This is a genomic window from Roseibium sp. R5 (genome assembly GCF_055755305.1).
In genome coordinates, this window is sequence record NZ_CM146910.1 from 1,615,400 (window position 1) to 1,637,938 (window position 22,539).

21 protein-coding genes and 1 pseudogene are annotated in these 22,539 nt (G+C 55.1%); 12 read left to right on the forward strand and 10 right to left on the reverse strand.

The genetic code is table 11. The features are described 5' to 3' along the window. The first annotated feature begins 44 nt into the window (after positions 1 to 44). Positions 45 to 1,229: an NAD(P)/FAD-dependent oxidoreductase gene (locus AC0J4F_RS07570; RefSeq protein ID WP_473025875.1), complete on the forward strand. Its 1,185-nt coding sequence runs from the start codon at positions 45 to 47 to the stop codon at positions 1,227 to 1,229. An 88-nt stretch (positions 1,230 to 1,317) separates the two neighbouring features. Here the strand turns inward: AC0J4F_RS07570 and AC0J4F_RS07575 are convergent, their stop codons facing one another. The 6 genes from AC0J4F_RS07575 to secA form a co-directional block, all read right to left on the reverse strand. Beyond that, positions 1,318 to 2,115, reverse strand: coding sequence for an alpha/beta fold hydrolase (locus AC0J4F_RS07575; RefSeq protein WP_473025876.1), 798 nt, complete (start codon positions 2,113 to 2,115; stop codon positions 1,318 to 1,320). 30 nt (positions 2,116 to 2,145) lie between these two features. Then, a complete protein-coding gene (locus AC0J4F_RS07580; protein WP_473025877.1) occupies positions 2,146 to 3,366 on the reverse strand; it encodes an adenylate/guanylate cyclase domain-containing protein in 1,221 nt (406 codons plus the stop codon). Positions 3,367 to 3,409: 43 nt separating this feature from the next. Further along, on the reverse strand, positions 3,410 to 4,930 hold the full coding sequence (locus AC0J4F_RS07585) for a glycosyltransferase family 39 protein (protein WP_473025878.1): 1,521 nt from the start codon (positions 4,928 to 4,930) through the stop codon (positions 3,410 to 3,412). A 17-nt stretch (positions 4,931 to 4,947) separates the two neighbouring features. Continuing rightward, a complete protein-coding gene (locus tag AC0J4F_RS07590) occupies positions 4,948 to 5,379 on the reverse strand; it encodes a GtrA family protein (RefSeq protein ID WP_209176105.1) in 432 nt (143 codons plus the stop codon). After that, positions 5,369 to 6,328: a glycosyltransferase family 2 protein gene (locus tag AC0J4F_RS07595; RefSeq protein WP_208326779.1), complete on the reverse strand. Its 960-nt coding sequence runs from the start codon at positions 6,326 to 6,328 to the stop codon at positions 5,369 to 5,371. Before AC0J4F_RS07595 ends, AC0J4F_RS07590 begins: the two co-directional genes overlap by 11 nt. Before the next feature lie 245 nt (positions 6,329 to 6,573). After that, positions 6,574 to 9,342, reverse strand: coding sequence for a preprotein translocase subunit SecA (gene secA, locus AC0J4F_RS07600; protein ID WP_133952155.1), 2,769 nt, complete (start codon positions 9,340 to 9,342; stop codon positions 6,574 to 6,576). A 269-nt stretch (positions 9,343 to 9,611) separates the two neighbouring features. Between secA and AC0J4F_RS07605 the strand changes: the two genes are divergently transcribed. The 4 genes from AC0J4F_RS07605 (at position 9,612) to AC0J4F_RS07620 (ending at position 12,584) form a co-directional block, all read left to right on the forward strand. After that, positions 9,612 to 10,475 carry a peptidylprolyl isomerase gene (locus AC0J4F_RS07605; protein ID WP_473025879.1) on the forward strand — a complete coding sequence of 288 codons (864 nt, stop codon included), beginning with the start codon at positions 9,612 to 9,614 and terminating at the stop codon, positions 10,473 to 10,475. Positions 10,476 to 10,624: 149 nt separating this feature from the next. Further along, on the forward strand, positions 10,625 to 11,866 hold the full coding sequence (gene argJ, locus AC0J4F_RS07610) for a bifunctional glutamate N-acetyltransferase/amino-acid acetyltransferase ArgJ (protein WP_133952153.1): 1,242 nt from the start codon (positions 10,625 to 10,627) through the stop codon (positions 11,864 to 11,866). A gap of 71 nt (positions 11,867 to 11,937) precedes the next feature. Further along, a complete protein-coding gene (locus tag AC0J4F_RS07615; protein ID WP_473025880.1) occupies positions 11,938 to 12,339 on the forward strand; it encodes a (deoxy)nucleoside triphosphate pyrophosphohydrolase in 402 nt (133 codons plus the stop codon). Positions 12,340 to 12,365: 26 nt separating this feature from the next. After that, the gene (locus AC0J4F_RS07620) at positions 12,366 to 12,584 is read left to right on the forward strand and encodes a Flp family type IVb pilin (RefSeq protein ID WP_473025881.1); all 219 of its coding nucleotides are present in this window, start codon (positions 12,366 to 12,368) and stop codon (positions 12,582 to 12,584) included. A gap of 20 nt (positions 12,585 to 12,604) precedes the next feature. On the opposite strand, the gene AC0J4F_RS07625 is transcribed toward AC0J4F_RS07620, so the two are convergent. Beyond that, positions 12,605 to 13,501 carry a class I SAM-dependent methyltransferase gene (locus AC0J4F_RS07625; protein WP_473025882.1) on the reverse strand — a complete coding sequence of 299 codons (897 nt, stop codon included), beginning with the start codon at positions 13,499 to 13,501 and terminating at the stop codon, positions 12,605 to 12,607. A gap of 176 nt (positions 13,502 to 13,677) precedes the next feature. Here AC0J4F_RS07625 and AC0J4F_RS07630 point away from each other — a divergent pair. The 5 genes and pseudogenes from AC0J4F_RS07630 to AC0J4F_RS07650 all read left to right on the forward strand — a co-directional run. Beyond that, positions 13,678 to 13,782 (forward strand): annotated as a pseudogene (locus AC0J4F_RS07630) (double zinc ribbon domain-containing protein); the annotation flags it as partial. Positions 13,783 to 13,818: 36 nt separating this feature from the next. After that, positions 13,819 to 14,421 carry a ComF family protein gene (locus AC0J4F_RS07635; RefSeq protein ID WP_473026413.1) on the forward strand — a complete coding sequence of 201 codons (603 nt, stop codon included), beginning with the start codon at positions 13,819 to 13,821 and terminating at the stop codon, positions 14,419 to 14,421. Between the two features lie 113 nt (positions 14,422 to 14,534). After that, positions 14,535 to 14,792 (forward strand): glutaredoxin 3, encoded by a 258-nt coding sequence (grxC, locus tag AC0J4F_RS07640; RefSeq protein ID WP_209176097.1) that lies wholly within the window; start codon positions 14,535 to 14,537, stop codon positions 14,790 to 14,792. A 42-nt stretch (positions 14,793 to 14,834) separates the two neighbouring features. Further along, a complete protein-coding gene (locus AC0J4F_RS07645) occupies positions 14,835 to 15,689 on the forward strand; it encodes a carbon-nitrogen hydrolase family protein (protein WP_473025883.1) in 855 nt (284 codons plus the stop codon). Further along, entirely contained in the window at positions 15,686 to 16,219 is a 534-nt protein-coding gene (locus AC0J4F_RS07650) for a DUF1178 family protein (RefSeq protein ID WP_420339664.1), read from the forward strand. The genes AC0J4F_RS07645 and AC0J4F_RS07650 overlap by 4 nt, the downstream gene beginning before the upstream one ends. A gap of 78 nt (positions 16,220 to 16,297) precedes the next feature. Here AC0J4F_RS07650 and AC0J4F_RS07655 read toward each other — a convergent pair whose 3' ends face one another. From AC0J4F_RS07655 to ubiG, 3 genes are all read right to left on the reverse strand, one after another. Further along, positions 16,298 to 16,792 carry a hypothetical protein gene (locus tag AC0J4F_RS07655; RefSeq protein WP_473025884.1) on the reverse strand — a complete coding sequence of 165 codons (495 nt, stop codon included), beginning with the start codon at positions 16,790 to 16,792 and terminating at the stop codon, positions 16,298 to 16,300. Between the two features lie 472 nt (positions 16,793 to 17,264). Continuing rightward, the gene (locus AC0J4F_RS07660) at positions 17,265 to 17,960 is read right to left on the reverse strand and encodes an alpha/beta fold hydrolase (RefSeq protein WP_473025885.1); all 696 of its coding nucleotides are present in this window, start codon (positions 17,958 to 17,960) and stop codon (positions 17,265 to 17,267) included. Beyond that, the gene (gene ubiG / locus AC0J4F_RS07665) at positions 17,960 to 18,721 is read right to left on the reverse strand and encodes a bifunctional 2-polyprenyl-6-hydroxyphenol methylase/3-demethylubiquinol 3-O-methyltransferase UbiG (RefSeq protein WP_473025887.1); all 762 of its coding nucleotides are present in this window, start codon (positions 18,719 to 18,721) and stop codon (positions 17,960 to 17,962) included. Before ubiG ends, AC0J4F_RS07660 begins: the two co-directional genes overlap by 1 nt. A 191-nt stretch (positions 18,722 to 18,912) precedes the next feature. Here ubiG and AC0J4F_RS07670 point away from each other — a divergent pair, with 191 nt between their 5' ends. Continuing rightward, positions 18,913 to 20,163, forward strand: a complete 1,251-nt coding sequence (locus AC0J4F_RS07670; RefSeq protein WP_008196107.1) for an aspartate kinase — start codon at positions 18,913 to 18,915, stop codon at positions 20,161 to 20,163. Positions 20,164 to 20,232: 69 nt separating this feature from the next. Continuing rightward, the gene (ptsP, locus tag AC0J4F_RS07675) at positions 20,233 to 22,500 is read left to right on the forward strand and encodes a phosphoenolpyruvate--protein phosphotransferase (protein WP_473025888.1); all 2,268 of its coding nucleotides are present in this window, start codon (positions 20,233 to 20,235) and stop codon (positions 22,498 to 22,500) included. The last annotated feature ends 39 nt before the right edge of the window (positions 22,501 to 22,539 follow it).

Genomic DNA, 22,539 nt, shown 5'->3' on the forward strand with positions numbered 1-22,539 from the left:
TCGTGCTAGGGACGAGTCTGATTGCACGAAGAAGGTGAAACGGGATGCAGGAAGAGATCGTCATAGTCGGGGCTGGTCAAGCTGGTGCCCAGGTCGCTCAATCGCTTCGTCAAGGTGGTTTTGAAGGCGCGTTGCGGCTTATTGGCGACGAAGCTCATCCACCTTATCAACGCCCGCCACTGTCCAAAAAATTTCTGGCTGGTGAAATTGGCGCCGAGGGGCTTTGGCTCCGGCCGCCGGCGTTCTACACGACCAACACCATCGACCACATCCCAAACACAAGTGTCGTCGGAATCGATCGGTCGGCAAAACGTGTTTTGCTCGAAAACGGCGACACCATATCTTACGGAAAACTGGTCCTTGCGACGGGAACCAAAGCGCGTCTCCTTCCAATCAAGGGCTCTGATAAAGACGGCGTGGTCACATTGCGCTCCATTGGCGATGTTGATGCGATCCGTGACCGTTTGTCGAAGAGCCAGAACCTCGTCATCATCGGTGCCGGTTACATCGGTCTGGAGGTCGCTGCAGTGGCCCGCGCGCTCGGTAAGGACGTTTGCGTGATTGAAGCTCAGGACCGGCCGATGAAGCGGGTCGTGAGTGAAACTGTGTCGGAATTTTTCGCGAAACTGCATTCCGACAATGGCGTTCAACTGCGTTTGAACACGGGCATTGAAGCGCTTGAGGGTGGAGAGGCGGTCGAATCCATCAAGCTGAACAATGGAGACAGTGTCCCGGCCGACCTTGTGCTTGTCGCCGTTGGCGCCGAGCCAAATGATCAACTGGCCGCAGATGCGGGGCTAGATACAGATAACGGTGTTCTTGTTGATGGTGCAGCTCAGACAAGCGATCCGGACATATACGCCGTTGGCGATTGCACCCGGTTTTATTCTGGGCGGTATTCACGCTCTGTGCGGATGGAAAGCGTCCAGAATGCGATTGATCAGGCCAAAATCGCGGCCCAGGCGTTGCTGGGGCAGGACGTCGATTATGATCCCTTGCCGTGGTTCTGGTCGGATCAGTATGAAATCAAGCTGCAGATCGCGGGCCTGTCGGAAGGGTATGACAAGACAATCGTCGTCGGCGACCCAGCCGCTAAAAAGTTCTACGTTGCGTATCTGAAAGAAAATGCACTTATTGCGGTCGACAGCATCAATTCACCGCGCTCGCACATGATGGCGCGGCGGGTGATCGGCGAGATCTGGCGGGACGACCTGCTCCCGGACGCATAGACGATCAGCTATTGAATACAGGAGCGTTAGCGTTGAAAACCGATAACGCTCCTGCAAGACCCCTCAGCATGTCGGCTGGCCGAGCGCCTTATTCTGCAGTCGCGTTTTGAAGAATGAGGCGGGTGGTTTCTTTTGGTATTTCCAGATGCACCATGTGACCAACGCGCTCAAAGATGTGCGTGGCAACAATGCCAGGCAGCTTGTGCGCCTGCCGTGTCGGTAGAACACGGTCCTGAGTTCCCCAAAGCACCTTGATCGGCATTGGAAGCGCTGCCATGTCGTCCCGCGGCAAAGTCTTTTGCACGGAGCCGTCGATGATTTCGTCGGCGATCGCCGACAGAGTTGCCGCTCCTCCTGGCCGGGCCCGGCTTTCTGCAGCGGTTTTTGCGAGGAATTTGGGAAGCTTGAATTCCCAGCCGAAGAACTGCTCGAGAAGAACTTCCATTTCCGCTGTCTCAGAGGCAACCGCATAGCGCCGCAAAAGCCGATGATTGATTTCCGGCCCAAATCCACCGGGCGCCAAAAGCGTAAGACTGGCAACCAGCTCCGGTGCACGCAGGGCAACCAATGCGGCAACAGCGCCACCCATGGAATGGCCAACCAGATGCACGCGTTTCAATTCCAGCGCTTCAAGGGATTGTGTGACAGCTTTTGCCGAAATCCCAGCGTGACCAACCTTGGGCCAATCCAGTGCTTCGCCGTGACCGGGCAGATCAAACGCCAGAGAGCGTTTGCGGCTGGCAAGACCAGTTTGAATGTTCACCCAGGTTTGGCGGTCTCCGCCAAAGCCGTGCAGCAAGATGACAGGCGCGCCGTCATCTCCGGTCTCGCAGACTTGTTCGCGAAAGGGCAGGGTCGTGCGGGGATTTGGGCGAAGGTCTGTCATGGGTATCCGTTTGGTATCAAGAAATTGAGATTAGGAGTGTGGTGCGCCGGGAACGGGCAGAGGTTCAAGTGAAAAAAGCGGTTGGCGGTCGGTAAAGCCGTCCAGTTCGTAGGCTCCCGCATTTTGTGCGCGATCGCCCGCAAATTCAGCGATTTCACCAGTCATGAGAACGTCGGACTTGATCCGCTTGGTCAAATGTTCGATCCGCGCAGCGGCGTGAACCGTTTGACCAATAACCGAGAAGGTCAGCCGGTTTGCAACGCCGATGTTACCGAACATGACACGGCCGGTCGAAAGAGCGATACCTGCGTTCATTGTGAGATCGCTGGAGACGGTTTTGTTGATGTCATGGAGCCTCCGCCGGGTCTCATCCGCCGCCGCAATGGCCCTTTGGACCGCTTCTGAGAGTGATCCCTTTTGTGTTGGGAAGACACCCAGAACCGCATCGCCAATAAAGTCTAGGACTTCGCCGCCTTGCTGAAGGACCGCGCCAGCAGTTGCTTCAAAATATGTATTCAGCCATTTGAGATAATCTTCGGGACCCAGGGCATCTGCAATAGCCGTGGAATTGCGCATGTCACTGTAATAGATCACCGCGTCGATGGTCTCGCCATCTCCGTGGCGGATTTGTCCATTCAGTACTTTGGTTCCTGCGATGCTGCCGAGGTATGTTTCGGCGATGATTTTTGTGATGTGGCCTTGAAGCACGGCCCTTGCGGCGAGGGCGAGCCGTTTCTGGATATAGTGTATCGCGTTGAGGGCATCTTCAGAAAACCCGTCTTCTTCCCGAGTTGCCCAGCTTAGGATGATCCCGGTGTTTGGATACTCACCTTTGATCGCAGGTATCTCCATGTGGGTCGGTATAACCAGGTAATCCGTGTAACCCTCCGAGGCCAGACGGTTCAGAAGCGGAAATTCGGTTTGTGCATTGGCATTGGTCAATCGCCGGCGAAGCATCGGCTCTTCATTGATCAAAACGGCTCGAATGGGGCTTTGCAGCCAGTCTTCCGTATCTTCTTCGGAGTGCTCGATCTTTTCATGGTAGACCTCGCCGCCGTTTTCCCAAAAGGCGATTTCCGCTTCAATCATGGGGTGAAGCGTCGACCAGACAAGAATTGCGCGATCGACTGGAACGTGGCATTGGCGCAGGCGCTCGCATAACTCGGCAAAAAGAGGCGTCATCTCGGGGTCGCCGAGGGCCTCGCCGATCAGCCAGTCCTCGATGCCATCGATTTCCATCATGTCGATCATGCGGGGAGGTTAGACCCTTTTCTTGATTGTACCATCAGGCTTTCTAATCGGTGCGTTCATCGTCTACAGATGTGGCGACGCTTCCCGGCGGTACAATGATCCAATTGATCGTGAGGTCCGGAAAAGTGCCATAAGAATGGAACGGCAGCGTGTGTTGGCCCCGGCGGCTGGCGTTTGGATAGAGTTCCATAATCCGGCCAGCAGGTCCTGAGTTCTCGCCGCGCCAAAGGATCATCACGCCCTTTTTCTGGACATCATCTAAGTCGATCCACGGGCTCAATGTTGTGTTGTGCTCCAAGAACATTGAAGGTCTCGATGCGGCGTGAAGGGTTACATTGGCTGTCGTCCACTCATCTCCGGCGACATACGCCAGTTCCGTACCTGTTTCCTTTTCCCAGACATCAGAGAGAAACTCCGCGGCTGCCTTGCCTGGATAATGAATGCGGGATTGTTTGGTCTTCCAGAGAGGCTCCAGAACAGCTTGCCCAAAGAGGACGCCCAGAAAAATGGCCTGGATGACGAGAGCGCCTGTAAATGCGCGTTTGGGCGCAGACCAAAAAGCCGGAAGATGAAAATATCGAACTGCCACCAACCCGGACAGGACAAAGAGTGGCGTGCCCCACATATGTTTGAATTCACTGCCTGTTATAGCAGATGCCAGTAAAACTACGGCAAGCGGCACAAAAGCGAACCAGACAAGAAATCTGTCGGCTTGTGCAGTCAGATCAGCGTTTTTGCTCGCGGACCACGATGCTTTTGCCGACTTAAGTGTTTGCCAGCTGACCCCCAAGAGAGCGACCAGAAACAATCCGGCGTGATTGGCCAGCTGTGCCAAAAGGAAGTTTATCGGATTATAGACGTGGTCGAACAATGAACCTGCTGCATTGCTTCGGCCGATGGCATAACGGAAGGTCAGAAAGTCAGTTTCATAAAGCCAATATAAATGGGGGCCTACCAGAAGAAGGAACGAAATTGAGCAAATCCATGGCCCGGAGGTTGCGAGATACCTGCGACCGTCAGCGTAAACAAGGGCGTACAGTCCAATTGTGCCGATCAACAGGAAGACAAAGTATTTGGTGTAGAAGCCAATTGCGGCGAGTGCCCCCAACAGGACCCAGTATCGGACTGCGCCTGAGTTCAGCGCGCGCAAGAAGAAAAAAACCATTCCTGCCCAGACCGGGATCTGGAGGATATTCGGGTTGAACTCGGGTACGGGGAGGGTGAAATAAAACGTTACGCTGGTAAGCACGATTGCCCAGAACCGTTGTTGTCCTGAGAAGCCAAGCTCTTTTCCTATCAACCAGACGAACCAGTATCCGATGCCAATGCTTATTGCGCTTAGCCAATAGGCTCCATAGGCGTGTCCACCAGTCAGGTGATAGCTCAGTTCAAGGAGCCAAGCCTGCATAGGCGGGTGTTTGGTATAGCCGAGTTGAATATCTCTGCCCCACGCAAATCCTTCAACGACATCCAGTGGCGGATTGGGGAAGCTCAAGGTCGGAACCAGTGCATAGAGAAGGCATAGAAGCCCTCCATACAGAAGCGCAGCACGGCTGGCGTTCATCAATTACTCCAGTCCAATCACGGATCAACTTCGGGGTGCGAAAAAGCCCAGAAGCGGGTGGCAATAAACGTAAGGGATGGAACAATTGCGATCGAAACCATCAAACCGAGCAGATCCGGCCAGGGCGTAAGGTTCAGCCAAAGAGCCAATACGCTTGAGTTGAGCGTGAAGCCTGATGCCGCGATCAATAAGAATCTCAGCATTGCCTTCAATGCGGTCTTTTCTTGGCGGAGGTGCGAGAAACTCCAGTAAAAGTGGCCTGAAAAGGAAACGCCAAACGCAACCAGAAAGCCGGCGAAATTTGCCAGCATTGGCGGAAGCAGTCCGCTTTCCAGGAGAAAGCCGGCCACAGTGGCATGGATGAGCGTTGCAACAACGCCGACCACCGCAAATTTTCCGGCAGCATTGGCTTCCGTTTTCAGTGTTTGACGTTTGCGGTCAGTGATCATGTTCATCTTGCTGATGGGTTTGCTGAGGGGTGCTCTCAATGACATCCTGCAGTAGGTAAACCGGCCGTTGCTTCGATTCATTAAATAGCCGGGTCACGTACTCACCGATCATTCCGATTGAGAGCAGCTGGATTCCTGAGAAGAGCAGCACTGCAACCATGATGGAGGTGTAACCCGGAACGTCGATGCCGAAAATGATTCCCCTGATCGTGAGATAGATGGCATAGGCGAAGGCTAGGATTGACACCAGAGCGCCGCCGTAAAACCACATCCTCAGGGGCATCGTTGTAAAGCCCGTGATGCCGTCGAGCGCGAAGTTCCAGAGTTTCCAGTAGTTGAACTTGCCGTCGCCTGCCTTTCGCGGGGGGCGTTCATAAGGAACAGCCATGGCGGGAAAACCCACCCAGGCAAACAGACCTTTCATAAATCGGTTTCGTTCCGGCAACTGAAGCAGCGCATCAATTACCGCCCTGTCGATCAGGCGGAAATCACCGGCGTTCGGAGGCATGTCAATGTTCGAAAGCTTATTGAAGACCTTGTAGAACATGCCTGCAGTCGATCGCTTCATCAGTGTGTCTGATGTTCGATCCACCCGCAGGCCATAAACCACATCATAGCCGGCCCGCCAGCCATCAATCATTTGGTGGATCAATTCGGGTGGGTCTTGAAGATCTGCATCAATGATGACGCCGATGTCGCCTTTGGCGGCCTCCAAACCGGCAGAAAGGGCCGCCTCCTTGCCGAAGTTCCGAGAGAGGCCGAGCAGCCGTCCGGGTAAGCCGTTGGCAAGCCTATCCGTCAGTATGTCAGCCGTTGCATCGCTGCTACCATCATCGATGAAAACGTATTCGTATTGCAGCCCTGTTTCCTCAAGAACGCGTTTGGTCTCCTCCAGAAAGTGACCGATAACGTCTTCTTCGTTGTAGACCGGCACTATGACGCTGATCATAGGACTTTCCGTTCGGAGTTCTTTCCGGCGGGATACGTAGATTTTTGGGGCTTGTTTTTGCTGCATTGATACGGTGGCTGTTTGGATCTTCGCGGCAACCTGCCGGAAAAGACCGTGAAACGCCAGCCTTTAGAAAACTACGGAAGCAAAATAGTGCTTTAGCATTTGCTTTGGTGGTTCAGAGCAAAAAAAGCCGGCGCTCATTTTGAGCGCCGGCTTTTGCTATTCGTTAGAACTGCGTGCGGTTAGACGAGCGCTCCGTGACAGTGCTTGTATTTTTTGCCGGACCCGCACGGGCAAGCTTCGTTACGGCCAACTTTTCCCCAAGTCGCAGGATTGTTTGGATCGCGCTCCCGGGTTGCTTGCGGTTGAACGTTCGGCTGCGCCATTTCGTCTTCACCGGTCATCGGGTTGATGTGATGCTCATGCATCTCCGGCATCTGCGGCATTTCCGGTGGCTGTTCGGTTACCAGCTCAACGCGAAGCAGCTGAGCTGTCGTGATTTGGCGCAGTTGTGCCAGCATCGATTCAAACAGGGTGAAGGATTCGGTCTTGTATTCCTGCAAAGGATCGCGTTGACCGTATCCGCGGAACCCGACCACGGAGCGCAGATGGTCAAGGTTGGCCAGGTGCTCCCGCCACAGATTATCAAGCGTTTGAAGCAGAATTGCCTTTTCGACCCGGCGCATGACTTCGGGCGTGTACTTGGCGACTTTTTGGGCCATGGCCTCGTCAGCCGTCCGTGTCAGCCGTTCCTTGACCTCTTCATCCGCGATACCTTCTTCAGCCGCCCAATCCTTGATCGGCAAGTCAAGGTTTAGGTACTTGCGGACTTCTTCCTGAAGTCCTTCGGTATCCCATTGTTCTGGATAAGCGCGCTCTGGAATGTGACTTGCGACCAGATCATCGATCACGTCGTGCCGCATATCCGTCACAGCATCCTGGATCGCGTCGCTGTCCATCAGGTCGATACGTTGATCGAAGACGACCTTACGCTGGTCGTTCATCACGTCGTCGAACTTCAAGAGGTTTTTACGGATATCGAAGTTTCGCGCCTCGACCTTCTGCTGCGCCTTCTCAAGAGCTTTGTTGATCCACGGATGGATTATTGCTTCGCCTTCTTCCAGGCCCAGCTTCTGCAGCATTGAGTCCATGCGCTCGGAGCCGAAAATCCTCATCAGATCATCGTCAAGTGATAGGAAGAACTTGGAGTGGCCCGGATCGCCCTGACGGCCGGAACGACCACGCAGCTGGTTATCGATACGGCGGCTTTCATGCCGTTCGGTGCCGATCACGTAAAGACCGCCGGCTTTGAGTGCTTCTTGTTTGAGCTCCTCCACTTCGGCCCGGATGGCAGCTTCCTTCGCGGCTCGTTCTTCCCCTTCCGGCATCTCGCCAAGGGCCATTTCGATCTGCATATCGGCGTTGCCGCCGAGCTGAATATCCGTACCACGGCCGGCCATGTTGGTTGCGATCGTGACAGCGCCTGGCAAACCAGCCTGAGCAACAATAAACGCTTCCTGCTCGTGATAGCGCGCGTTCAAAACGGCAAAGACCTTGGACTTGCCGCCGTCCTTCTTCTGCGCGGCGGCAAAGGCGGCCGGATCGCTCAAATCGATCTGCTTGTAGCCATGTTGCTTCAAAAGCTCGGCCAGGATTTCCGACTTCTCGATGGAGGTCGTGCCCACCAGGATCGGCTGCCGGCGTTCCTTGCACTCATCAATCAACTTGACGATCGCGTTGAATTTTTCCTGGAAGGTCCGGTAAACCTCATCATCGTCATCGATCCGCTGAACCGAAACGTTTGTCGGAATTTCAACGACTTCAAGTTTATAGATGTCGGCAAATTCGTCCGCTTCCGTCGAAGCTGTACCGGTCATCCCTGCAAGCTTGCCGTACATGCGGAAATAGTTCTGGAACGTGATCGATGCGAGTGTCTGGTTTTCAGGTTGAATGCGAACCTTCTCGCGTGCTTCCAGGGCCTGATGGAGGCCTTCGGAAAACCGGCGGCCCGGCATCATGCGGCCGGTAAACTCATCGATGATGACCACTTCGCCATTGCGGACAATGTAGTCTTTGTCCCGCTGGAAGAGTTTGTGAGCTTTCAGAGCTTGTTGGAGATGGTGAACGATTGAGACGTTCTCCACGTCGTACAGCGAATCGCCCTTCAGAAGATCTGCTTCAGCGAGCAGGCCCTCGAGCTTCTCGTTGCCAGCCTCGGTGAATGTCGCTGACCGCGCCTTTTCATCGAGCTCGTAATCCTCCTCCGTGAGGTTCGGAATGAAGGCGTCAACGGTGTTGTAAAACTCGGAGCGGTCTTCCAGGGGACCGGAGATGATCAATGGTGTCCGGGCTTCATCGATCAGAATTGAGTCGACCTCGTCGACGATTGCAAAGGCATGTCCACGTTGCACCATTGAGGCGCGGTCATGTTTCATGTTGTCGCGAAGATAATCGAAGCCGAATTCGTTGTTCGTTCCGTATGTAACGTCAGCGGCATAGGCTGCACGGCGCTCTTCATCCGACAGGCCATGTGTGATGCAGCCAACAGATAGTCCCAGGAACTTGTAAACCTGTCCCATCCACTCGCTGTCGCGCTGGGCCAGGTAGTCGTTCACAGTGACGACGTGCACACCTTCCCCCAACAAGGCGTTCAGGTAGACAGGTGCCGTCGCCACAAGGGTCTTACCTTCACCCGTTCGCATTTCCGCGATTTGACCGGAGTTCAGCACCATGCCGCCGATCAGCTGGACATCATAATGACGCTGACCGAGCGCCCGTTTGGCCGCTTCGCGCACCGTTGCGAAAGCCGGAGCAAGGATGTCGTCCAAAGACGCTCCGTTTTTCAGTTGTTCGCGGAAATTCTCCGTCTGGGCGCGAAGGTCCTCGTCCGACAAAGCCTGGATCTCAGTTTCCAGAGCGTTGATTTGCTCAACTCTCGCCCGGAATGACTTCACTTTCCGGTCATTTGAAGATCCGAATAACTTACGTGCTATTGCGCCGAGGCCAGCCATGTGGCGGTCCTTCCTTTACGGTCGGTGTCACTGGCAATCTGACACCTGCCCATGAAATCGTCTCAATTTGTTGTACACGTTGCACACGTAGCGCAGCGCGCTGGCCAACTCATGTGGCCGAAAAGATGCCATCCCAGCCTCGCAGCAGGGCCGCCCGAGAGATAAGAGGGGGGTGAATGCTTGTCAACGCTGCTGGAATAGGCAATGTACCCGAGCCCTCGTGTTCCGAGGGATAAAAGAGATATGTTCCCATAGGTAAAGGTTTTCTCATGCTCCGAAATTCGATGCGCAGGCCAGTCAAGGCTCTTGCCGTTTCCTTCATGGCGCTGACGCTCGGATCGGCTTCTTTGTCGGCGGCCGAACCGGAAGATGTCGTTGCCAAGGTTGGCGATGCGGTCATCACGGAAGCCGATATTGCGTTTGCTGCCCAGGACTTGGGTCAAGAGCTTCAACGTTTCCCGCCAGAACAATGGCGCCAGCTGTTGCTCGACGTCATGATCGACATGGAGTTGCTGGCTCTGGCTGCGAAGAATGATGGCCTCGATCAGGATCCGGATTTCAAGAAACAGCTTGAGTTTCTTGAGCTGCGCGCCCTGCGCAACGCTTATCTCGGCCAGAAGATTAACGGTTCTATCTCTGATGACGACGTGAAGGCCGCTTACGATAAGGAATTCGCGGATTTCGAAGGTCCTGAAGAGATCAATGCCCGTCATATTCTGGTCGAGGACAAGGCAGCAGCCGAGGCTCTGATAACCGAACTGGATGGCGGTGCCGACTTCGCTGAGCTCGCCAAGGAAAAATCCACAGGACCTTCGGGGCCGAACGGTGGTGATCTTGGCTTTTTTGCAAAAGGCCAAATGGTGCCGCCATTTGAGGAGGCAGCCTTTGCATTGGAGCCAGGTACTTACACCAAAGAGCCGGTTGAAACCCAGTTTGGATGGCACGTCATCAAAGTGGAGGACAAGCGCAGGCAGGAAAAGCCTGCTTTGGAAACCGTTGAAGCAAACCTGCGTCAGCAGCTTGCGCGAGAGCTTTACGAGGCGCGTATGATTGAACTGAAGGACGAATTTGCTGTCGAGATCTTGGATGAACAACTCGCCAATGCAGAGGGCGAGAAGCCCGCAGCTGAGTAAACAGCGCTGTGAGTGAGGAATACCCGGTGGCCACGAGGCCGCCGGGTTTTTGTTTGCCTGCGAGGTCGTGTTCTTGAAAAGGCTTGCAGACCCGCTTGCCTCTGGCTAGGGACAACGACAGTTCTTTTACGCAGTCTGGAGCCGATCCAATGTCGACAACCGTTTCACCTCTTGCGCCCAAATCCTTCCCGGATATGCCGGACATCGAGGGTGTTACTTTTGCGACAGCCGGCGCTGGGATCAAGTATTCCGGCCGGACGGACGTTTTGCTCGCGTCGCTGTCTGAAGGGACCGCAGTTGCAGGCGTTTTCACAAAGTCTAAATGTTCGTCTGCACCCGTTGACTGGTGCAAAGAGATCCTGAGTGAAGGGCACGCCCGGGCGCTTTTGGTCAATTCAGGAAATGCCAATGCGTTCACCGGGAAAAAGGGTAAGGCCGCGGTTGCCAAATCTGCTGAGATTGTTTCCAGCGCGATGTCCTGTCCTGAGAATGAGATATATCTGGCGTCGACCGGGGTGATCGGGGAACCGCTTCCAGCTGAGAAGTTTGAAGGGGTTGCGGATGACTTGGTGGCAGCGCAGGGGCAGGCAAGCTGGTTGGATGCTGCCAAGGCCATAATGACAACGGATACCTATCCGAAACTTGCGACAGCTACCGTAGAGCTCGATGGCGAGACGGTGACGATCAACGGCATCGCCAAGGGGGCGGGCATGATCGCACCGGATATGGCGACGATGCTGTCATTTATTTTCACTGATGCGCCCATAGCGCCTGGTGTCCTTCAGACAATTCTCGGGCAAAACACCGAGACTTCGTTCAATGCCATCACTGTCGACAGTGACACATCGACCTCTGACACCGTGCTGTTCTTTGCGACCGGTGCTGCGGAAAAACGTGGCGTGGAGGCTGTTTCCGAGATCGATGATCCCAGGACCGAAGTGATCCGGGCAGCACTCGCAGACGTGATGACGGATCTGGCGCACCAAATCGTCAAAGACGGTGAAGGCGCGCGCAAGTTTGTTCAAATTTCTGTTGAAGGCGCGGAGAGCGACCAGTCGGCAAAGCGAATTGCCCTTTCGATTGCCAATTCCCCACTCGTGAAAACCGCCGTTGCTGGTGAAGACGCCAATTGGGGGCGGGTAGTTATGGCTGTTGGCAAAGCAGGGGAACCGGCCGATCGCGACCGGCTGGCGATTTGGTTTGGCGATGTTCGTGTCGCTATAGAGGGGGAGCGCGATCCGGATTACAGCGAAGAGGCTGCCTCCGCCGTAATGAAAGAAGAAACGATTCCGATCCGGGTAGATCTCGGGATCGGAGCAGGTGAAGCAGTTGTTTGGACATGTGATCTGACGAAGCAATATGTAGAAATAAACGGCGACTATAGAAGTTGATCGTCGATTAATTAAACTGCGACGGATTTATCATACCCCGCGCAAACTGTTTCAAAATCGGACAAAGAACAATGACCAAGATCGTACTTGTTGCTGCTTGTGCGCTTGTCGATGTTGACGGACGTATCCTGCTTGCGCAGCGTCCTGAAGGTAAATCGATGGCGGGTTTGTGGGAGTTTCCGGGCGGAAAGGTCGAAACTGGTGAGCGCCCAGAGGAGACTTTGATCCGTGAGCTCGGCGAAGAACTCGGGATCGAGGTTAACGAAGCGTGTCTTGCCCCTTTGACTTTCGCGAGCCATGCTTATGAGGACTTTCATCTTCTCATGCCACTTTACATTTGCCGAAGATGGGAAGGCACTCCCCGCGGCCGGGAAAATCAGGCACTCAAGTGGGTCCGTACCCTGAGGCTCCGGGATTATCCGATGCCAGCTGCGGATGAACCACTGATTCCGCACATAATGGATGCGGTCTAAAACAGATTAATGTTGGGATGAGCGAAATGTATTCCGTGACTAAGCAGTTCCTATTCCAACGCCTTCAGCGCCTTGTTCATGATCGTAGCGGTGCCACCATGGTTGAGTATGGTCTGCTTGTTGCAACCCTTAGTATCGCAATCCTTTTGACTGTTGGTAGCATTGGAGGAACGGTCCGGGATGATATTTTTCAAGTTATCTCCAATGTCATGCTGACGGGCGCAAACGAAGCTGCGCAAAACTAAAACCGGTGAATTCTAGATATTCAACCCCGTTTCAATCCAACTTCTTCTGTTCCCAAAGCATCGGCCAGCCGGGTTTTGGCTGACCCTGGTTTGAGCGGTTTTTGCTGGCTCGAATGTGGTGCCCACCCGAGCAAGGTGACCATGTTGAAGGTTGCGCGGACCCGCCCATCTGGATCTGCATAGTCCTGGGAATACAACTCAGCAGCCCTTAAAAACACCGTCTTTGGTAGAGGTGTTCTACTGCGTTCCCTCAGGATGTTCGTCGCGCCCATCGCCTTCAAGTCAGCCATCAAATCAAACATGGAATTGTAGCGGACGGTTAGAGGATCCATGTCAGTGACTGGCAAGGCAAAACCGGCACGCTGCATAAGTCCGCCCAAATCTCTGGTATCTGCGAAAGGCAGCACACGCGCTGCAGCGCCGCCCCTAAGCTCCAGTTCTGCTCGGGTCAGGCAATCTCGCAATTCCGTCAGCGTGCCCGCACCGGCGAGCGTTGCCAGAAACAATCCATCTGGCCGCAATGCTCTTCGGATTTGAATGAGGGTGCCGGGCAGATCATTGACGAACTGAAGCGAAAGCGCAGACACGATGAGATCGGTGGACTGATCTTTTAGAGGCAGCACCGCATCATCTGCGACAAAGGCCGGAGCGGTCAGGTGCGGGTCTGGTTGCCATAGATCCGCTCTGTAAAGAGTTCCGACTTTGCCAGTCGCTCTAAGCAATGACTCGACATTCCCGCAGTGGCCGCCCAGATCAATCGCCTTATCGAAAGTCCTGGTGATCGTAGATAGCCGCTCTTCGAGATCTTCTGCGACTGCCTTCAACAAAAAGTCGGAACCGGGTTTTGCATTCACCAGAGCGGTTCTGCGCCTGATCCGCAGCAATTCACGGTCAAACAATTCGGGTTGCGCGGTCACGGATTTTGCCTTCCTGTACTTTCTTGCGGTCGACATAAGTCAATTGCAAAGATGCGTCAAAACCATCTGCCAGTCTCAGTAGTCTGATTGCATCTTGTGTTGCTGTGGGCCTTGTGCACACTCTTTGGGTGTGCGAGGTGCGTATGACGTTCAAATCCTTTGTGACTTTGCCAGCGATGACAGCCGTGGGTTACCTTCTTGATGCCTTATTGCCGAGGCGCTGCCCCTGTTGTGAGTGCGGTGTTGCCAGCGGTCTCGGCTTGTGTGGCAGCTGCTGGCAACAAGTCCGATTTTTAGAACGGCCTTGGTGTCAGAGAATGGGAACACCGTTCACCCACGATGTCGGCGAAAATGCACTGAGCCCGCGAGCCATCGCCGACCCGCCTGAATTTGATCGTTTGAGAGCTGTCGCCTTCTACACAGGGCCGGCAAAGGATTTGGTTTTGGCGCTAAAGTTTGCACGGCGCAGAGAATTGGCAGAGGCCATGGGCACATGGATGGCGCGTTCAGGTGCTGAATTTCTGGGTGATAGCCTGGTCATCCCTGTGCCGCTCCATTGGACGCGTCTTTGGCAGCGCCGGTTCAATCAGGCCGCGGATCTTGCACGTGTTGTTGCGAACGTCTCAGACGCAGACTATGCCCCGTTCATATTAAAGCGTACGAGACGGACGCAGCAACAAGTCGGGCTGCCTGCAAAGGCGCGCAAGCGCAACGTGCGGCGGGCCTTTCAAGTGCCGGACAATCAACTGCAAAAGCTCGCTGGGCGTCGCTTGGTTCTTGTCGACGATGTTTATACGACAGGGTCCACAGTGAGCGCGTGCACCAAAGTGCTGAAATCTGCTGGTGCTGGCACCGTTGACGTCCTGACTTTTGCCTTGGCAGACCCTGCCAATCACGAAGACGTTGACCGTCCTGATTAAGCAAGGCGCCCGAAATTCTTGAGTTTTCGGGCTATCAAACGCATATACCGCTGCAAGCAACTTCCATTGCGCACTATGGAGACGATCTACTGTGCGAGAAAAGGAAATCAGGAATGTCTGACGTCACGATCTACACACGGCAACTCTGCGGGTTTTGTACGGCTGCAAAGCGCCTTCTGGAAAAGAAGGGTGTTTCGTTCACCGAGCATGACGCGACCTTTGACCCAAAACTGCGCCAAGAGATGGTGCAAAAGGCCAATGGCCGGTCCACATTCCCGCAGATTTTCATCGGATCAAAACACGTTGGTGGGTGCGATGATTTGCATGACCTTGACCGTGCAGGCAAACTGGATCAGTTGCTCGCTTCGTAATTCTAAGGGAGCTCAAAACGATTTCCTTTTGAGGATGAAGAAATGGCCACCTTCAAAGCGGCATGTATTCAACTGCGCAGCGGTAAATCCATTGAGCAAAATGCAAGTGTTGCGGAACAGTTGATCCGGCAAGCGGCCGAGGCTGGAGCGATCTATATCCAGACACCGGAGATGTCGAATGTTCTGGTCCGCAGCCGCGAAGAGCTGATGGAACGGATCGGGTCTGGCACTGCCGATCCATTCTTGAAGATGGCGCAACGGGTAGCCTCAGAGCTCAATGTGTCGCTTCATCTCGGTTCGTTGGCTGTCATGAAAGACAGCGGCAAAGTCGCCAACCGGGCTTTTTTCATTGGCACAGATGGCGCAATTCAAGCGTCCTATGACAAGATACACATGTTCGATGTCGATCTGCCAAATGGCGAGAGCTGGCGCGAGTCGGCAACTTATGACCCGGGTCAGGAAACGATATTGACGGATGCGCCCTTTGGGCGCGTTGGCATGGCTGTGTGTTACGATGTTCGTTTCCCAGCCGTCTTTCGTGAACAAGCACGGCGCGGTGCGGAGATCCTTACCGCACCGGCAGCTTTCACTCGGCAGACTGGTGAAGCGCACTGGCATGTGCTACAGCGCGCCCGCGCAATCGAAAACGGCGCCTACATGATCTCCGCGGCCCAAGGCGGTGTCCATGAAGACGGCCGTGAGACCTACGGCCACAGCCTGATGGTCGACCCCTGGGGAGAGGTCATTGCCGAGCTGGAACATGATGAGCCGGATTTCATCGCCGCGGCTGTTGAGACTGAGAATGTTGCCAAGGCAAGGGCGCGCATTCCCGCCATCGCAAACGAGCGGGCATTCGCGTCTCGTATTGCCCATGGTCTGAAGGAGATACCTGCGTGATTAAATACACGCTTGTTTGCGATGCACCGCACAGGTTTGAAGGCTGGTTCCGCAATTCGGAAGACTTTGAAATGCAATGCGGCCGCGGCCTTGTGACATGCCCGGTCTGCAACAGCACAAATGTCAAGAAGGGTTTGATGGCGCCTGCAGTATCGACGTCGCGGAAGAAGGACGCCATGGTGGTTCCTGATATCACTGAAACTGCGCCGCCTCCTCCTACCGCCGCGCCAGCATCCAGCCCACAGGTTCCAGCTTCTGCCGGTGACGTCAAACCGCAAGCTTCTGCGCTCATGCCCAATGATGTGCGTCAGAAAGAGATTGTAGAGGCATTGCGGCTGGTGCGTGCCAAAATGACAGAAAATTCTGAAAATGTTGGATCTTCTTTTGCCTCTGAGGCCCGCAAGATCCACTACGGCGAAGCGGAAGAACGAAATATCTACGGTGAAACCTCACCGAAAGAAGCGATGGACCTTATCGACGAAGGAATTTCCGTTCTTCCTCTGCCTGAGTTGCCTGACGACAAGAATTGACAAAGCTGCCGGTCGCAAAACACTGTGGCCGTCAAAGGTGGAGAGGCAGCTGTCGCGCTGAACCTCTCCGAATTCTGTTTATGACGTTGCAGCTGTCTTCCGGCGTGCTTTCGGTTTCTCGACTTCCTGCATGCTTTCTTCGACCGCTTTGCTGAGTTCGCTCACGGTCTCCATCGCTGTTTCGTTCAATTCTTCTGCGGCTGCAGCGTTCTCGGTGAAGCTCTCGCGCATCAAAGCGGCTTGCTTCTCAAAGTGCGCCTGATACTCGCTGGTCATTTTCGAATAGAAAGCCTGCAGTGTGGCAAAGGTTTCCTCTGGTGCCGTGCACTGGCTGAGTGATTTCGCACACTCAAAATCTTCGTGAAACCGGTGGTTTACAAAATCCATATGGTCTTCGAATGCCTTTCCGGCATGTGTCCACATGGTTTCTCCCATTTTCTGGAAACTGGCGACGGCCTTAGCTTCCATACGGTCTTCGCGATCGGCAAACGCCCAGTTGGAAAACGCGGGCATTGGCCATTCCGGCATCATGCCGGTGAGATCGAAACTTGTCGTATTACGTTTAGTTTGCATTGGACCCTCCGCTTGAAAATGGCTGTTCCGCGAACGCCGGCGGGGGGAATTTTTAAGCCGGCGTCAGTTCCGGTTCGTGGACACTGCAATCTGAGCAGCGCCAAAACATTTTATGACCTTACGGCAGATATGCGGCCTAACTTTGATGCAGGTCAATTTTTCACTGCGGCATTTTGAACACTAGGCCGTGTGGACGAATTGGAGGCGTATTTCGTGAGACAAGTGCCACGATATGGCGGCGACGGCCCTGCAGAGCGTATCGATATACGGTCAAGGGACCGGCGGTGCCAGATCGCCGGCACTTGTCTCACCCTCTGGGCCGTGTTTGCATTGCTCAATTCCAGCGGAACTCCGTCTTGATGATGCGCAAGCATCACCTTCACCGGATTTCCTTGATCTTGAACGATGCAAATCCCGGCGAAATGCATCTCCAATTCGTCCACACGGCCTAAGCAAAGGCTAGAACCGCTTCTCAGGCATCGTTCAAGAAGTTGCGCAGTGTGCCGGTCACTTCATCCGGTTTTTCCAACGTGGAAAGATGTCCGCTACCTTCGATAATGGCCAGACCGCTATTCGGAATGAGCGAGTGTATCTCTTGCGCTAGCTCAGGAGGCGTCAGGGTATCGCCATCTCCGACCAGAACGAGCGAAGGGCAGGCTATCTCATGAAGCCGTGGCCGTGCATCGGGTCGATGGATCAGCGCTGTCTGTTGGCGAATAAAGGCTTCTGGACCAGTGTCCGATGCCATCTCGACAACGATTTGTTTGAGATCTTGGTCGTCTTGCCGTCTCTCGTGGACAAATCCGGGAAAGAGCAGTTCAGGAACCTTTTCAAAGCTCCGTTCCCTGGCCAGTCTGATCAGGAACTCGCGCCGCTCTGTTTGTTCCGGAGTGTCAGCACGCGCATTCGTATCCAGTAGCGCGAGCTTGCTAACCCGCTCCGGTGCCTCGCGCATGATTTCCATGGCGATATAACCGCCCATGGACAGGCCAATCAGAGAGAACCGCTCTGGCGCTTGTCTCAAGATGTCGGCCGCGATCGCTTCAATCCTGTCATACTCGCGGTGATTGGCAATCATGATCGGACGGTCAGCAAACGCAACAATTTGTGGTGCGTACAGGGCTTCGGTGCACAGAAGACCCGGGACAAACAGAATCGGATCGCTCATCAGGAAGCCTTGGGCCGTTCTGCGAGCAGCATGTAGTTGACGTCCATGTCGCGCGAACGGGCCCAGGTGTCGGTGATGGGGTTAAAACTCACACCGGACCGGTCGATGATGGTCAGGCCTGCTGCGTTGAGGGGAGATTCGATTTCGGACGGTTTGACCAATTTTTCGTAGGAGTGCGTGCCCTTCGGCAACCAACGTAAAACGTACTCCGCACCCACAATTGCCAAAGCATAAGCCTTTAAAGTCCGGTTGATTGTCGCAACGAACATGAGGCCACCTGGGCGGACCATCTGGCTCGTCGCATTGAGGAAAAGCGGGACATCGGCGACGTGTTCAACGACTTCCATGTTCAGAACGACGTCGAATGTCTCGCCGGCCTTGGCCAACGCTTCCGCTGTTTCAGCGCGGTAATCGATGTCCAAGCCCGAGGATTGCATGTGGAGTTTGGCAACCTCAATGTTGGTTTCAGAGGCATCTGCGCCGACGACATCGGCTCCGAGCCGGGCCATCGGTTCGCTCAAGAGGCCTCCGCCACATCCGATGTCCAGAAACCTTAGGCCCTTAAACGCGTCCGGAGAGTTTGGATCTCGGTCGAATTGACGGCAGACCTCCTGTTTGATGTAGGACAGCCGTACCGGGTTGAATTTGTGCAGTGGTTTGAACTTGCCGGTCGGATCCCACCATTGATCGGCCAACGCTGAAAACCGGGCAACTTCATCACTGTCGATCGTTCCGTTGGTTTTTTGTGCCGTACTTGTCATCTGAAGACCCTTCATCGGAGTGGCGGGGAGCGCCACTCCGTATATTTCAAAAGTGTTCTCTGTCGTTCCAAGGTCGCAGCCTATTTGTCAAGCCAACCTGTTGCAGCATCGCGACGCACCCTGTATGCATGTCCGCCGATCCAACAGGCGCGACCGGCGCCCCGGGAAGTCATAACTAGAATACGAGTGGTATGGCCCGACTGGTTTTAAAATTTGGCGGGACATCGGTTGCTGACCTCGATCGCATCCGCAATGTCGCACGCCACGTCAAACGGGAAGTGGACGCAGGTCACCAGGTCGCTGTTGTTGTTTCAGCAATGTCCGGGCAGACCAACAAGCTGGTTCAGTTCTGCCGTGACGCTTCACCGCTGCATGATGCCCGCGAGTATGACGCGGTCGTTGCTTCAGGCGAACAGGTGACTTCTGGCCTCCTGGCCATTGTCCTGCAGGACATGGGCGTCAATGCACGCTCTTGGCAGGGGTGGCAGGTTCCGATCAAGACGGACGAAAATCACGGTGCCGCGCGCATCCGTGAGATCGATGGTGCGTTTTTGACCGAGCGGCTTGAGCAAGGACAGGTGGCTGTTCTCGCTGGCTTTCAGGGCATTTCGCCGGACAACCGGATTTCGACGCTTGGCCGGGGCGGCTCTGACACCAGTGCGGTTGCGATCGCAGCGGCCATCAAGGCTGACCGGTGTGATATCTACACAGATGTTGACGGGGTCTACACGACCGACCCGCGGATCGTCCCGCAGGCACAACGCCTTGACCGCGTCTCGTTTGAAGAAATGCTCGAAATGGCGTCTCTTGGCGCGAAGGTTCTTCAGGTGCGGTCGGTTGAAATGGCCATGGTGCACGGCGTTCGCACATTTGTGCGGTCAAGCTTTGATGACCCGGATGCACCGCAGACTGGCCAGGACGGCCTTCCGGTAGGTACTCTTATTTGCGACGAGGATGAACTCGTGGAACAGCAGGTTGTCACCGGCATTGCATATGCCAAGGACGAAGCTCAGATCTCTATCCGTGACGTGGCGGACAAGCCGGGGGTCGCTCAATCCGTTTTCGGCCCATTGGCGGATGCCAGCATCAATGTGGACATGATCGTTCAGAACATCTCTCCCGATGGCAAGACGACTGACATCACGTTCACGGTTCCTGAAGCGGATTTCGCCCGGGCGAAAAAAGTTCTGGAAGACAATCGCGATGAGATCGGCTTCCAAAACCTCGAGGGCGCAGCTGATGTGGTTAAAGTGTCCGTAATCGGCATTGGAATGCGGTCTCATGCCGGCGTCGCAGCCCAGTGCTTTAGCGGTTTGGCGAGCAAGGGCATCAACATCCGCGCGATCACGACCTCGGAAATCAAGATTTCCGTTCTTATCGATTCTGCCTATGCGGAACTTGCAGTCCGGACTCTCCATTCGCTATACGGTTTGGACGGATAAGAATCCGTGAGTCTGGTTTCGGCGTAGTCGAGACCGGGTTTTTGCTTAGCGGGATTACTCGGGGGCGGAATGCGCAGCAACCTAGCAGGACCGCGCCTATTGCTCCGCCGGCTCCGGGAAGTCATGGCGGAGCCCATCAAGGCGCAGGAGCGTCTCGACAAGATCGTTGTTTTGATCGCGTCGAACGTCGTTGCCGAAGTGTGTTCCGTTTATATTCTGCGTGCCGATGGGGTTCTTGAACTTTACGCCACCGAGGGCCTGAAGCGCGAAGCTGTTCACAATGCTTCATTGCGCGTTGGGGAAGGCCTGGTTGGTCTGATTGCGGCAGAGGCCCGTCCCCTCAATCTCCCAAATGCAAGTGCGCATCCCGGCTTCGCCTATTTGCCGGAAACTGGGGAAGAAGCTTACAATTCCTTCCTCGGCGTGCCGATCTTGCGGGCAGGGCGGACGCTTGGGGTTCTCGTTGTCCAGAACCAGTCTCACCGCACCTATCTCGAAGACGAGGTCGAAGCCCTTCAGACCACAGCCATGGTCATCGCGGAGATGGTTGCGGCCGGAGAGCTTGAGGCGATTTCACAGAAGGCAACCGGGTTGGATATGTCCCGGCCGATCGCCTCGTCAGGCGTTGGTTTGGCCGAAGGTGTCGGGTTGGGGCACGTGGTTCTTCATGAGCCGAGAGTCGTTGTCACCAATCTTATCTCAGAAGATGCAGACAAGGAAAAGCAACGGCTTGACGGTGCAATCAATCGTCTGAGGCTATCGATTGACGACCTTTTGGCCAGCGGTGAAATCGCTGCGACCGGCGAGCATCGCGAAGTGCTGGAAGCCTATCGCATGTTTGCCTACGACCGCGGCTGGATCCGGAAGATTGAAGAAGCGATCAAAAACGGTCTGACGGCGGAAGCCGCCGTTGAAAAGGTGCAGAGCGACACGCGCGCCCGGATGTTGCGGCAGACAGACCCGTACCTGCGCGAGCGTCTACATGATCTAGATGATCTTGCGCATCGGCTGATCCGTGAATTGATGGGCCGTGAGCATGGCCCCGGGATTGACGAGCTGCCGCAGGATGCCATCATCATCGGCCGGAATATGGGCGCTGCCGAGCTATTGGATTATGGCCGCGACCGGATTCGGGGACTCGTTCTTGAAGAGGGTGGTCCAACCAGCCACGTGACAATTGTCGCAAGAGCGCTCGGCATCCCAGCTGTCGGTTTGGTCGAAGATATTGTCAGCCTCGCCGATGGCGGTGATGCAATTATCGTTGATGGGGACACGGGCGAGGTTCATCTGCGCCCGGCTGCGGATCTTGAAAATGCGTATGCAGAAAAAGTCCGCTTCCGCGCGCGGCGTCAGGCTCAATACCGGCGGCTGCGCAACAAACCCTCGGTCACCAAAGACGGCGTTGAAGTCGCCCTTCAAATGAATGCGGGCCTCCTAGTGGATCTGCCGCATCTGGAAGAGGCCGGTGCTGCCGGGATTGGGCTGTTCCGAACAGAACTCCAGTTCATGGTGGCCTCGTCGTTTCCCAGGATGCGGGATCAGCAAGCTCAATATACGCAAATTCTGGATGCATCCGGCGGCAAACCGGTCACGTTCCGATCGCTCGATATTGGCGGCGACAAGGTTCTCCCGTATCTCCGGTCCATCTTGGAGGAAAACCCGGCCATGGGCTGGCGCGCCCTGCGGCTCGGCCTCGACCGGCCTGGCCTGCTGCGCACGCAGATCCGGGCCCTGCTGCACGCGGCGGCTGGGCGTGATCTGAAACTGATGTTTCCAATGGTCGTGGAAGTCGATGAATTCCTTCAGGCCCGCGGTTTGGTCGAGAAAGAACTGAAGCACCTGCGCCGCCACGGACACCCGGTGCCGGAAACCATCCGTCTTGGCGTAATGGTAGAAGTGCCATCCCTTCTGTTCCAGCTTGAAGAATTGCTGGGCCATGTGGACTTCATATCTGTCGGCTCCAACGATCTGTTCCAGTTCTTTTGCGCGGTAGACCGGGGCAACACTCGCGTTGCAGACCGTTTTGATCCCTTGAGCCCTCCATTCCTGAGGGCCTTGAAACAAATTGTGGATGCGGCAGATAAAGCACACGTACCGGTGACACTGTGCGGCGAAATGGCTGGTAATCCGTTGGCGGCCATGGCACTGATCGGGCTCGGATATCGAAACTTGTCGATGTCGCCCGCATCCCTGGGGCCTGTCAAAGCCATGCTTCGGACCCTGGATGCCGGCAGATTGAGCGCGCGGCTGCTGTCAAGAATGGAGCCTGGGCATCGCGATAGCGATATACGGGCATTTTTGACCCGCTTTGCCGAAGAAATGGATGTTGCGCTTTAGCAGCTTGCCAAACCTAGCCACCCCATTTTGGGATTTCAG